The sequence below is a fragment of the Nocardia testacea NBRC 100365 genome, from assembly GCF_000308775.1.
Lineage (GTDB): Bacteria > Actinomycetota > Actinomycetes > Mycobacteriales > Mycobacteriaceae > Nocardia > Nocardia testacea.
Map to the genome: position 1 here is coordinate 1 of NZ_BAGJ01000116.1, position 12,342 is coordinate 12,342.

At 69.6% G+C, this 12,342-nt stretch carries 13 protein-coding genes; 4 read left to right on the top strand and 9 right to left on the bottom strand.

Annotation, left to right across the window (positions count from 1 at the left end):
- Nucleotides 1–183 precede the first annotated feature (183 nt).
- Nucleotides 184–915, top strand: a complete 732-nt coding sequence (gene lexA, locus ON38_RS16610) for a transcriptional repressor LexA (RefSeq protein ID WP_039825737.1) — start codon at nt 184–186, stop codon at nt 913–915.
- 61 nt (nt 916–976) lie between these two features.
- Nucleotides 977–1,693 carry a hypothetical protein gene (locus tag ON38_RS16615; RefSeq protein WP_051164878.1) on the top strand — a complete coding sequence of 239 codons (717 nt, stop codon included), beginning with the start codon at nt 977–979 and terminating at the stop codon, nt 1,691–1,693.
- On the opposite strand, the gene ON38_RS16620 is transcribed toward ON38_RS16615, so the two are convergent.
- The gene (locus tag ON38_RS16620) at nt 1,690–2,634 is read right to left on the bottom strand and encodes a helix-turn-helix domain-containing protein (protein WP_083872735.1); all 945 of its coding nucleotides are present in this window, start codon (nt 2,632–2,634) and stop codon (nt 1,690–1,692) included. The genes ON38_RS16615 and ON38_RS16620 overlap by 4 nt on opposite strands.
- 103 nt (nt 2,635–2,737) lie before the next feature.
- Here ON38_RS16620 and ON38_RS16625 point away from each other — a divergent pair, with 103 nt between their 5' ends.
- The gene (locus ON38_RS16625) at nt 2,738–3,529 is read left to right on the top strand and encodes an SDR family oxidoreductase (RefSeq protein WP_039825730.1); all 792 of its coding nucleotides are present in this window, start codon (nt 2,738–2,740) and stop codon (nt 3,527–3,529) included.
- A 10-nt stretch (nt 3,530–3,539) separates the two neighbouring features.
- Nucleotides 3,540–4,622, top strand: coding sequence for an NAD(P)H-dependent amine dehydrogenase family protein (locus ON38_RS16630; RefSeq protein ID WP_039825731.1), 1,083 nt, complete (start codon nt 3,540–3,542; stop codon nt 4,620–4,622).
- Here ON38_RS16630 and ON38_RS16635 read toward each other — a convergent pair.
- The 8 genes from ON38_RS16635 to ON38_RS16670 form a co-directional block, all read right to left on the bottom strand.
- Complete coding sequence (locus tag ON38_RS16635; protein WP_157181793.1) at nt 4,585–4,854, bottom strand: hypothetical protein; 270 nt, start codon at nt 4,852–4,854, stop codon at nt 4,585–4,587. The two genes, ON38_RS16630 and ON38_RS16635, sit on opposite strands and share 38 nt — an antisense overlap.
- 256 nt (nt 4,855–5,110) lie before the next feature.
- A complete protein-coding gene (locus tag ON38_RS16640; RefSeq protein ID WP_039825733.1) occupies nt 5,111–6,256 on the bottom strand; it encodes an acyl-CoA dehydrogenase family protein in 1,146 nt (381 codons plus the stop codon).
- Between the two features lie 168 nt (nt 6,257–6,424).
- Nucleotides 6,425–7,327 carry a lysophospholipid acyltransferase family protein gene (locus ON38_RS16645; protein ID WP_051164879.1) on the bottom strand — a complete coding sequence of 301 codons (903 nt, stop codon included), beginning with the start codon at nt 7,325–7,327 and terminating at the stop codon, nt 6,425–6,427.
- A gap of 122 nt (nt 7,328–7,449) precedes the next feature.
- Nucleotides 7,450–9,006, bottom strand: a complete 1,557-nt coding sequence (gene hflX, locus ON38_RS16650; protein ID WP_083872736.1) for a GTPase HflX — start codon at nt 9,004–9,006, stop codon at nt 7,450–7,452.
- Between the two features lie 60 nt (nt 9,007–9,066).
- Nucleotides 9,067–9,945 carry a diaminopimelate epimerase gene (gene dapF, locus ON38_RS16655; protein ID WP_039825741.1) on the bottom strand — a complete coding sequence of 293 codons (879 nt, stop codon included), beginning with the start codon at nt 9,943–9,945 and terminating at the stop codon, nt 9,067–9,069.
- 92 nt (nt 9,946–10,037) lie between these two features.
- On the bottom strand, nt 10,038–10,871 hold the full coding sequence (locus tag ON38_RS16660) for a TrmH family RNA methyltransferase (RefSeq protein ID WP_083872737.1): 834 nt from the start codon (nt 10,869–10,871) through the stop codon (nt 10,038–10,040).
- On the bottom strand, nt 10,868–11,851 hold the full coding sequence (gene miaA, locus ON38_RS16665) for a tRNA (adenosine(37)-N6)-dimethylallyltransferase MiaA (protein WP_051164881.1): 984 nt from the start codon (nt 11,849–11,851) through the stop codon (nt 10,868–10,870). Before miaA ends, ON38_RS16660 begins: the two co-directional genes overlap by 4 nt.
- On the bottom strand, nt 11,848–12,342 hold a 495-nt coding region (locus tag ON38_RS16670), incomplete at its 5' end, for a hypothetical protein (protein ID WP_039825736.1). The genes miaA and ON38_RS16670, both read right to left, overlap by 4 nt.

Consider the following 12,342-nt stretch of genomic DNA (forward strand, 5'->3'; position numbering starts at 1 on the left):
TTCTACCACGCCGGGGGGATAATGTCAGTAGCGACACCGGACATACCTCGAACAGATGTTTGATAGATCGGAGAGCGCCGACTAGATTCACTGCACGACATCAAACCTCGGGCACAGCCGGTCCGGGCCGTCTGCCGGGACGGCGGCCACCGGGCCGGAGACCGACGAGAAAGGGCGGTTGTGGTGAGCCAATCAGACGACACGGGTGACGGGGCCGGCCCCGGCACCGAACCGGGGGCGACCGGTGCGGATCTCACCGTGCGTCAGCGCAAGGTGCTCGAGGTCATCCGTTCCTCGGTGAGTCTGCGCGGCTATCCGCCCAGCATCCGCGAGATCGGTGACGCGGTCGGCCTGAACTCCACCTCCTCGGTCGCACACCAGCTGCGCACGCTGGAGCGCAAGGGGTATCTGCGCCGCGACCCCAACCGTCCCCGCGCCGTGGACGTCCGCGGGATGGACGAGGCCGTTCGCTCGGTGACCACCCTGTCCCCCGCCGATACCGCCCCGGCATCCGAGGCGGCGGGCGATGCCGATCAGCCGATCCCGACCTATGTCCCGGTGCTCGGACGGATCGCCGCGGGTGGCCCGATCCTGGCGGAACAGGCGGTGGAAGACGTGTTCCCACTCCCCCGCGAACTGGTCGGCGACGGTTCGTTGTTCCTGCTGAAGGTGGTCGGCGAATCCATGGTCGACGCCGCCATCTGCGACGGCGACTGGGTGGTCGTCCGGCAGCAGAATGTGGCCGACAACGGCGATATAGTCGCGGCGATGCTGGACGGCGAAGCGACGGTGAAGACGTTCAAGCGCAGCGGCAAGGACGTCTGGCTCATGCCGCACAACCCGCATTTCGAACCGATCCCGGGTAACGACGCGCGCATTCTCGGCAAGGTCGTCACCGTGATCCGCAAGATCTGAGGCCCCACCGGCACCGCGCACACGCCGGTGGGGATCTTCTTCCGATGGCGGTGAGGAGCCCATGGCACCATTCGAGGTCGCCGTCGCCCGGCCGCGGTCGGAACTCGGTTCCGGGCCGGTTCCGGATCGAATCTGGTATGCCGCCTACGGTTCGAATACCGACCCGGAACGCCTGCGCTGCTACCTCACCGGCACGCGTCCTGCCGGCGCGGTGCACCGCCCGCCCGGAACCGGGCGGGGTGCGGGCACACCGGCGGGTTGCCGGGACCGCACGCCGCCGGCCCGTTCGATCGCGCTGGTGCTGCCCGGGCTGCTGTACTTCGCCACCGAATCGGTGGTCTGGACCGGCGGCCGCGCCTTCTACGACCCCGCCACCCGCGCCGAACTCCCGGTGCGTGCCTACCTGCTGACCCGGTCGCAGTTCAGCGATATCGCCGCCCAGGAGATGTACCGTCCGACCGGCACCGACCTCGACCTGACCGAGGCGGTGCGCACCGGCCGGTCGTACCTCGGCCCCGGCCGCTATGAAACCCTGGTCTGCCCGGGCGTATTCGACGGCCTGCCCATCCTGACCTGGACCGCCCCGTGGCGTTGGCGCGAGATCGGCGGTAACCCCCCGGCCGCCGCGTATCTCTCCCGGATCGGTACGGGTCTGCGTGCGGCGCACCGATGGTCGGCCGGCGAGACGGCGGGGTATCTGGCCAGCCGCCCGGGCGCGGCCGGACACTGGACTCCCGCCGCGGTGGCCGAGCTGGTTCGCGGCGGATTCGACACCTAGGCCCCGGCCCCTCGGGCGCCACGCGGCACACCGCCCGTGTCGCGGCTCGTCGCGCTCGGCGGCGACTCGCGAGCGTCCGCGGTCCGCAGTGCCACCGAGATCGATCGCGCCCCCGCCCGCACGATATCGATGAAGCGGGCCCGGTCCGCCGGACCGGCCTCCGCCCGCAGTGGGCCGAGCTGGACCTCATAGGGCGCCTCGTCGCCGTGGAACACCGGCGCGGAGACATAACTGAGCGGCAGCGCCTGGGCGGTACGGATATCGGCCTCGGTGTACGCGCGCGAGGTCAACCGGCCCAGCTGGCGCAATGCCTCGGTCCGCAGTTTCGGTTGCAGGAGTTCGGCGCCGAGCGCGCCGAGCAGTTCGGTGAGCAGATCGACCAGACCGGCGTCGTCGGCTTCGGGCCGGAACATGGCGAACCCGTGCGCGGTGACGAAGTCGAGCAGTTCGGCCGACCCGGGCCGCCCGTGGGTCGTCGCCAGCCAGCGCTGACGTTCGGCGGGTGTCCGCCACGGCATCACCGCGGCTCCCGCGGGGTAGACGAGCGGAACCGATTGGCCGACGGACAATCCCGGCACTATTCGCGCGCCCGCGTACTGTTTGGCGACTATGGTGAGCCGATCGTCGCAGATTCGACTCAGGGTGGCGCCGCATCCGGCCGCCTCGGCCAGCGCCGCCAATTCGGCGCCCACCGCGACCGCCGCGCCCACGGGTTCGGCGGGCGACAGCCGGGCCAGCGCCGGCCCGCGCCGGTAGGCCAGGCTCGCGTCCCGCACGACCCAGTTCGCCGCGCACAACTCGGTGAGCACCGCGGTGACCGTCGCCCGCGCCAGTTCCAGGCGTTCGGCGATCTGCGAAACGGTCAGCGCCCGCTCCGTTTCCGCGAGCAGTTCGACCACCGCCACCACCCGGCGGGTCGGCGGAGATCCGGTCGTCGCCATATCCGATGCTCCCTTGTCGCCCGGTATCCCGGGATCTACACTGCATCGACTATTCGATGACATAACGTCGAATAATCGACATCAGCTTACTTCAGGAGGAGCCATGATTCTGGACCGATTCCGGCTCGACAACCGGGTCGCCGTGGTGACCGGCGCCGGGCGCGGTCTGGGCGCGGCCATCGCTGCCGGCTTCGCCGAAGCGGGCGCCGACGTCGTGATCGCCGCCCGTACCGAATCCGATCTCACCGCGGTGGCCGAACAGATCGGCCGCTCCGGCCGCCGGTCCCATATCGTGGTCGCCGACCTGGCCGATCCCGCCGCCTGCGCCGCGCTCGCCGACACCGCGGCAGCGGAGTTCGGGCGGCTCGACATCGTCGTGAACAATGTCGGCGGCGCCATGCCCACCCCGCTGCTGGACACCACCCCTGAGGCCCTGACCCGGGCCTTCGACTTCAATGTCGCCAATGCCCACGCCCTGGTCCGGGCCGCCGTACCGATCATGCTGGACACCGCCGACGGCGGGTCGATCATCAACATCACCTCCACGATGGGCCGGCTGCCCGGCCGCGCGTTCGCCGCCTACGGCACCGCCAAAGCCGCGCTCGCGCACTACACCCGGCTCACCGCCATGGATCTGTGCCCGCGTATCCGGGTCAATGCCATCGCCCCCGGCTCCATCGCCACCTCCGCGCTCGAGGTGGTCGCCGCCGACGACAACCTGCGCGGCGCCCTGGAGAAGGCCACCCCGCTGCGCCGGATCGGCGATCCCGTCGATATAGCGGCGACCGCGCTGTTCCTGGCCTCCCCGGCCGGCGGTTACCTGACCGGGAAGGTGATCGAAACCGACGGCGGTCTGATCGCCCCGAATCTCGACATCCCGATTCCGGATCTGTGAGGAGACAGCTGTGACGTACCGCGTAGTGCATTGGGGCACCGGAAATGTCGGCCGCCACGCCCTGGCCGGGATCATCGATGATCCGCGGCTCGAACTGGTCGGCGTCAAGGTGTCCGGCAGCGACAAGGAGGGCCGCGACGCCGGGGAACTCGCCGGGTCGGCCACGCGCACCGGGATACCGGCCACCACCGACGCCGCGGCACTCCTGTCCACGAAACCCGATTGCGTGGTCTATACGGCGATGACCGACAACCGGCTCGTCGAAGCCCTCGCGGATCTGCGTGAGATTCTGGCCGCCGGCGTGAATGTCGCCGCCAGCGCCCCGGTGTTCCTGCAGTACCCCTGGCAGGTGCTGCCGCCGGATATGCTCGCCCCGATCGAGGAAGCCGCCGCGGCGGGCAAGGCCTCGTTGTTCGTCAATGGAATCGACCCGGGCTTCGCCAACGATCTGCTGCCGCTGGCGCTGGCCGGTACCTGCCGGCGGGTCGACCGGATCCGCTGTATGGAGATCCTCGACTACGCGACCTACGACAATACCGCGGTGATGTTCGACATCATGGGCTTCGGCAAGCCCCTGGGCGAGACGCCCATGCTCCTACAGCCCGGAGTGCTCTCACTGGCCTGGGGCAGTGTGGTCCGCCAGCTGGCGGCCGGGCTGGGCGTGGAACTCGACGCGGTCACCGAAACCCACGAGCGGATTCCCGCGCCGGCCGATATAGAGATCGCCGCGGGCACGGTCGCGGCCGGCACCACCGCGGCGATGCGGTTCGAGGTCCGTGGGATGGTCGGCGACCGGGTTGTCACGGTGCTGGAACACATCACCCGTATCCGGGCGGATCTGGCACCCGAATGGCCACAGCCCGCGCAGGAGGGCGGGTCGTACCGCGTCGAGATCACCGGCGAACCGAATTACGCGCTGGACCTCTGCCTGTCCAGCGACAACGGCGACCACAACCACGCCGGCCTGGTGGCCACGGCCATGCGGGTGGTCAACGCGGTTCCCGCGGTGGTGGCGGCCGCGCCGGGAATCCGCACGACCCTGGACCTTCCACTGATCACCGGGCCGGGGCGGGCGGGCTCGGACGGATCCTGAACCGGCCTCGCCAAGGGGCGGCTCCGAGCGGCCGACGCCATGATGTGGCCGGCACCCGAAAGACCGGGTTCGCGCGGCCTTCGGCGCCCACGCCCCCGGCCAGGGCGAGAGCGAGCGCGTTGAGCCCGGCCTCGGCCATCGCATACGGCAGATTCTCGATACCGGAACGCAGGCGCTGTTCGGTCACCGCGCTCACATTGTCGTCGACCGGCGACATCCCGGCATTGCTCACCAGCACATCACAGCGTCCAAGGACGTCGTAGACGGTGTCGGACAGGGCCTCGGCCTGCTCCCCCCGCCCGCGTGGAAGGCCACGGCAGCGCTTGCCGACCGGTCGCGGCTTCGTTCTCGGGCCCTGAGGTCACCGAGAAGCGCGCGACGAACGAACGATGCCCCGTATCCCTCGAGGGGTACGGGGCATCGTATTCGCGAGCTGCCGGTCACCGAAAGGTCTCGGATCCCTACCGGAATCCCGGAACCCCCTGCGATCAGCTGAGTTTCAGGCTGCGCCCGATGATCTCCTTCATGATCTCGGTGGTGCCGCCGTAGATCGTCTGCACCCGCGCGTCGAGGTAGGCCTGCGCGATCGGGTATTCGCGCATATAGCCGTAGCCGCCGTGCAACTGCAGGCAGCGGTCGATGAGATCGACCTGTTCCTCGGTGCTCCACCATTTGGCCATGGCGGCGTCCTCGGCCGAGAGGGTGCCGGCGTTGAGCTCGGTGATGCACCGGTCGACCAGGACCCGCACGGCCGTGGCCTTGGTGGCCAGTTCGGCGAGCACGAACCGGGTGTTCTGCAGGGCGCCGATCGGCTTGCCGAAGGCCTTCCGGTCGCGGACGTACTGGCAGGTGTAGTCCAGGCAGGTCTCCATCGCGGCGGCCGCCATCACCGCGATCGACAGCCGCTCCTGCGGGAGGTTCTGCATCAGGTGGATGAAGCCCTTGCCCTCTTCACCGAGCAGGTTGGCGGCGGGTACCCGGACATCGGTGAAACTGAGTTCGGCGGTGTCCTGGGCCTTCAGGCCGAGCTTGTCCAGGTTGCGGCCCCGCTCGAAGCCAGGCATCCCGCGTTCCACCACCAGCAGGCTGAAGCCCAGCGCGCCGGCCGAGGGGTCGGTCTGGGCGACCACGATGACGATATCGGAATTGATGCCGTTGGTGATGAAGGTCTTGGCACCGTTGAGGACCCAGTCGTCCCCATCGCGGACCGCGCGGGTCTTGATGCCCTGCAGGTCCGAGCCGGTGCCGGGCTCGGTCATGGCGATGGCGGTGATGAGCTCGCCGGAACAGAACTTCGGCAGCCAGCGCTGCTTCTGTTCGTCGTTGGCCAGCTCCAGCAGATACGGTGCGATGACATCGTTGTGCAGGCCGAACCCGAGTCCGGAGTACTGCCCACGCACCGATTCCTCGGTGATGATGGCGTTGTAACGGAAATCCTTCACGCCACCGCCGCCGTACTCCTCCGGCATCGCCATACCCAGGAAGCCCTGCTTACCGGCCTCGAGCCAAACCGCCCGGTCCACGACGCCCTGCTCCGCCCACTGGTCGTGGAACGGCGCCACATGCGTCTCGAGAAACTTGCGGTACGACTCCCGGAACAGCTCGTGCTCGGGCTCGAACAGTGTGCGCTCCACACCAACCTCCTAGTGAACACTCCGGACGGGACCGCGCCGGCCCGTCACTGTGAACTACCGTACCCGGAGTGTGAATCGGTGTTCACTTCACTCTCGAAAATACCTGGTGTTCCCCTCCCACGCCCACTCGTCACACCGCCTTACCATTCACCGGCGGGCGCAGCCGGATCAGCCGGGCAGCAGTTCGCGCAACCGCCCGCCGAGGGTGCGACCGCGGTCGACGGCCTGATGGCCGAGCAGGAAGAGCAGTTCCTCCCGCACCGCCTTCTGCACCACCCGGGAGAGCTGCTCGGCGGCCTCGTCGATATCGCCGGTATCGCGCCACGGCCCGGTATCGATGGGCGTCCCCGCGGTGAAATAGAACCGTTCGGGCCGCGGAATCGGTGTGAGCCCGATACCGCGCACCAGCGGCGGAGTCAGCTCGGGGTGCAGACCCAGCGATTCGACCAGCCGCCGCAGCGGCCGCAGCAACCGGTCGTCCTTGTCGGCGACGATGTCGTAGGCATCGTCGATCCCGATCATCGCCACCGGCACGATCGGGGCACCGCATTCGATCGCCATCCGCGCGAAGCCGGTGCGGCCCTCCCAGCGCAGCGCGTACTTCTCCCCCTTACGACGGATCGCCTCACGACCCCCGCCCGGGAAGACGAGAACGACTTCGCCCCGGCCGAGCAGCGTCCGGCAGTTGTCCCGGGTCCCGCGGACCGACCCGTAGTGGTGCAGGAGATGCCGCACACCGGGTACGGAGATGAGCAGATTCTCGGCGAGACCGCGGATCAACCGGCCGCGCGTACGCAGCACTTCCGGTAGCAGTAACGGCGCGTCGATCAAGCCGAGCAGGTTGTGATTGGCGACCAGTAGCACCGGCCCCTCGGCGGGAATGTTGTCCAAACCGAAGAAACGGGGACTGCTCCAGGCCCGGAGCGGCGCCAGCGCCGCCTCGAGCATCCGAAGGTCGATCGCACTGAGATCGACCGATACCGGCGCACCGTCACTGAGCCCGGTCCGGTCCATCAGCGCCCTGCGCTGTCGGTCGTCGCCGCCGAGAGCGGTGCGGCCGGTCTGTGACATAAACCCTCCTGAGGTCGACTCATACCGATTGTGAATCGACATGGGTCGATATCCCACAGGGTTATGGAATGTCCCACATTTTCCCGACCTAGATCAGCTCGGAAGCGCTGCGCTCGGGTCGGTCAGGCCGGCGTGGTGCCCGCGTAGGCGTAGCCGGAAAGCGCCGCTGCCAGCGCACTCGGTACCCGCGCTTGGACACGGGTGCCGTTCTCGGTGTGCTCGGATCGCGAAATCCGGCCGTCGGCATGGATTCTGGCGAGCAGATCGCCGCGAGTATACGGAAGAAGTACGCTCACTTCCACATCCAGCCCACCGAGAACCTCGTCAAGCCTGGTACGCAACCGGTCGATACCGAGATCCTTGTGGACCGAGACGAACTCGGCGCCGGGCAGCAGCCCGCGCAGCCGCGTCAGTTCCACCGGATCGACCTCATCGATCTTGTTGACCACCAGCAGCTCGGGCGGGGCAGGCTGTCCCGATTCCCGGATCACCTCGGTGAGGACCTCCCGGACCGCCTTGATCTGCTCGGCGGGCAGCGCGTCGGAACCGTCCACCACGTGCAGCAGCAGATCCGCGCCGGTGACCTCCTCCAGGGTGGAGCGGAACGCCTCGACGAGCTGGGTCGGCAGATGGCGGACGAAACCGACGGTATCGGTGAACACCACCTCGCGGCCGTCCTCGAGCTCCGCGCGGCGGGTGGTCGGATCCAGGGTGGCGAACAGCGCGTCCTGCACCAGCACGCCCGAGCCGGTGAGCGCGTTCATCAGGCTCGATTTGCCGGCATTTGTGTAGCCGACGATGGCCACCGACGGCACTCCGCTGGAGGTGCGCCGCGCGCGCTTGGTATCGCGAGCGGTCTTCATCTCCCGGATCTCGCGGCGCAGTTTGGCCATCCGCTCGCGGATCCGCCGCCGATCGGTTTCGATCTTGGTCTCACCGGGGCCGCGCAGACCGACACCGCCGTTGCTGCCGGCCCGGCCACCCGCCTGCCGGGACATGGATTCACCCCAGCCGCGCAGCCGCGGCAGCATGTACTCCATCTGGGCCAGCGCGACCTGCGCCTTGCCCTCACGGGAGGTCGCGTGCTGGGCGAAGATGTCGAGGATCAACGCGGTCCGGTCGACCACCTTGACCTTGACGACCTTCTCCAGCGCGGTCAGCTGCGCGGGGGTGAGCTCACCGTCGCAGATCACGGTGTCCGCGCCGGTGGACAGCACCACCGCACGCAGTTCGTCGGCCTTACCCGATCCGATGTAGGTCGCGGGGTCGGGCCGGTCGCGCCGCTGGATCAGGGCTTCGAGCACTTCGGATCCGGCGGTCTCGGCCAGCCGGGCCAATTCGGCCATACTCGCCTCGGCGCGCGCCACACTGCCCTCGGTCCACACCCCGACCAGCACGACGCGTTCCAGTCGCAGCTGCCGGTACTCGACCTCGGTGATATCGGTGAGCTCGGTGGACAGACCCGCGATACGGCGGAGCGCGCTCCGCTCGTCCAGCTGGAGCTCGCCGGTGGTCGGAGCGGCGGACCAGCCGGCGCGCCGAGTGCCCGGCGTGCCGTTCGCATCGCGCGCACCCGAGTCGATATCGTCGACGGCGAACTCCGGATCGGTCTCCGGCGAATACGCGTCGAACGATTCAGGGGACCCGTTGCCGGTCCCGGAAATATCAGAATTTCTCATACAACATCCATGCTGCCACTGATGCGCTGGTCGGCGCATATGATTTTCCGCGGAACGCGGTTACAGCGCGTCCCACCACTGCGCGGCCAGCCGGCCGGTCGCGAGCAGTTCCGACGGGCCGCGCAGCCACGCCGCCCCCGCCTTCACTCCGACGCGCACCTCCCCGCCCGGAACCCGGACGCCGACCTCCCCGGTCCCGTCCGCGAGATCGAACCCGTCGGCCGCCAGGGCCGCGGCGGCCGCGGCGACGGTGCCGGTGCCGCAGGAACGGGTCTCGCCGACGCCGCGTTCGTAGACCCGCATATCGACCGTGCCGTCGGCGTCGAGCCCGGTCAGGATCTCGACATTGACGCCCCGCGGGAACATATCGGGGTCGTATCCGGGTGGCGCCGTGAGATCGAGTTCGGCCAGCGCGCCGGCCGACAGGTCCGCGACGCAGGCCAGGTGGGGGTTGCCGACATCGATACCCAGACCGGGGTATCCCCCTCCGGCCACCGTGGCGGTCGAGGCGCCGAGCACCCGCACCGGTCCCATATCGACGGTCACCTCCCCCGCGACCGCGCCGGCCGTGTGCACCACGACCGGGCGCGCCCCGGCCCGGCTGCCGACCACGAATTCGGTGCCGTCGGCGAGACCGTGGGCCACGAGATAGTGCGCGAAGACGCGCACCCCGTTCCCGCACATCTCCGCGATCGAACCATCGGCATTGCGATAGTCCATGAACCAATCACCCGGCCCCACACCGTCGGGGTATTCGTCCAGTACGCCCGCGCCGAGCAGTTCACCGGCCCGCGCGACGCGCAGTACACCGTCGGCACCGAGCCCACGACGCCGATCGCACAACGCGGCCACCCGGGACACGGTCAGGTCGAGTAGCACCTCCGGGTCGGGCAGCACCACGAAATCGTTCTGGGTGCCGTGGCCCTTGGTGAACTCCACGTCCTTGTCGTTGCGGCGCTGGGGCACGTCGGGGCTCTCCTGCGGGTCGGGGCTGTTCTGCACGTCGGTTCGGGTCTCCTCGTCCACTGTTCTCACCGGGCAAACGTCCGGCGCTGCCGGGAAATTTCGTACAGTGCCACGGCCGCGGCCGACGGTGCCCCGAGCGAGCTGGCACTGCCACCCATCGGAATGGTGACCGTGCGGTCGCAGGCCGCCAGCCACGCCGCGCTCATACCGCTGGTCTCGTTGCCGACGACCAGGATCGTGGCGTCGATCAGGTCCTCGTCGAAGATCGCGCGCTCGCCGTTCTCGTCGGTCCCCACGATCCGGGTGGGCATCCCGCGCGCCACCTGACGCTCCCGGAACTCCAGCACCTCCGCGGGCCCGGGCACCCGGAAGACCGGGACCGAGAACAGCGATCCGGTGGAAGCACGGACGCAGCGGGGGTCGTACTGGTCGGCCCCGTGCCCGGCGACGACCACCGCCGACGCACCGAACGCGTCGGCGGACCTGATGACGGTGCCCAGATTCCCGGGTGAATTCGGCCGGTCGAAGACGACGACCACCGGCGCCTCCCCCGGTTCGCCGAGCTCGCAGCCGGCCAGGTCGCCGCCGGCGCACTCCGCGACCGCCACCAATTCGGGTGGTCCGCCCGTCTTCTCTCCCAGATCGGCCATCAGCTCGGGTGCCAGCCCGACCGCGGGTACCGCGCTGGTCTCGAGAATCTCGCGCGCCCAGGCGGACAGACCCGGATCACCCAGGCGGTACAGCAGGGTCTCCAGCGGCCAGTCGTGCGCGAGCGCCTGCGTGATAGGCCGCACCCCGTGCACCAGGAAGCGGCTGTCCCGGTGACGTTTGGCCCGATTGTCCAGATAGGCCGTCCACACCTGGACAGCGGCGTTGCGGCGATGGATCTGCCGGGTCACGAGCGGGTTCGCTCCTCGGGTAGGTGATCGGATGCCCGCGGACCGGGCGCCGGTGGACGGGATACCGCAGAGTCTGCCAGCAGGGCCAGGGCTGTCGCCGTCGAGTCCGGGGCGGCGCCGTCCACCCAGCGCACCCGGCGGTCGCGCCGGAACCAGGACCGCTGCCGCCGGACGTAGCGGCGGGTCCCGATGAAGGTGCGTTCGCGCGCCTGGGCTTCGTCGTACTCACCGTCGAAACAGGCCAGCACCTGGGCGTAACCGATGGCACGGCGCGCGGTCTGTCCTTCGCGCAGGCCCAGCTCGACGAGCCCGCGGACCTCCTCCAGCAGACCCCGCTCGAACATCGCGGCGGTGCGCCGGGCGATCCGCTCGTCCAGTTCGGCGGTCTCCCGGTCCACCCCGAGGATACGGGTACCCCAGCGCGGTGCACCGATCACGGGCGCGGACGCCGCGAACGGCCGGCCGGTGAGTTCGACGACCTCGAGCGCGCGCACCATCCGGCGGCCGTCGGTGGGGAGGATGGTGGCGGCGGCGGCCGGGTCGGCCAGGCGCAACGCGTCGTGGACGGCGGCGACACCCCGCCGGGCCAGCAATTCCTCCCATTTCGCCCGCACCGCGGGATCGGTGGCCGGGAACTCCCACTGGTCGAGCAGCGCCTGGATGTACATCATCGAACCGCCGACCATCACGGGCACTCGGCCGCGGGCCATGATCGCCTCGATATCGGCGGACGCGGCGGCCTGATACGCCGCGACTGTCGCCGTCTCGGTGACATCCAGTACGTCGAGCTGATGGTGCGGGATCCCGCGCCGCTGGTCCGGCGGCAGTTTCGCGGTACCGATATCCATACCGCGGTAGAGCTGCATCGCATCGATGTTCACGATCTCACCGCCGAGCTGTTCGGCCAGGTCGAGCGCGAGATCGGATTTTCCGGTAGCGGTCGGCCCGACCACCGCGACCGGCCGCGGGTCCCCGGTCACCGCGCCACGGCGGCCGGCCGCCACAGACCCGCCGACCAGCCGACGCCGAAGGGCGCGCCCCGATACCGTTCGGTCGCCACCGGGGGCGCGGCGTCGACCGCGAAGAGCCCGGCCAGCGCCTGATAGGCGGCGCGGCCGGACACCATCAGTTCGGCGCACAGTACAGGGTCCAGCGCGAGCAGCGCCGCCGGATCACCCGTGCCGACCGCCCGGTCGAGCGCGGTCTGCACCGGCGCCGACCGCGGATCGAAATATCCGGGTGCGGCGGTCGACAGAGTCGCGGCGCCGTCGGCGACCACCAATACTCCCTGCGGCTCGTCCTCGGCGTCGAGTTCCGTGCGCAACTTCGCGCCGAACTCCGCGCATTGGGCCGGCGGGGTGTCGGCGGCGAGCAACCGCGCCCGCGCCGGCACGTGCGGGGCCACCGCCGCGCGCAACCAGCCCGCGACGAGGACCGCCAGCGGCAGGTCCGGATCCGCGTCCGCGCCGGT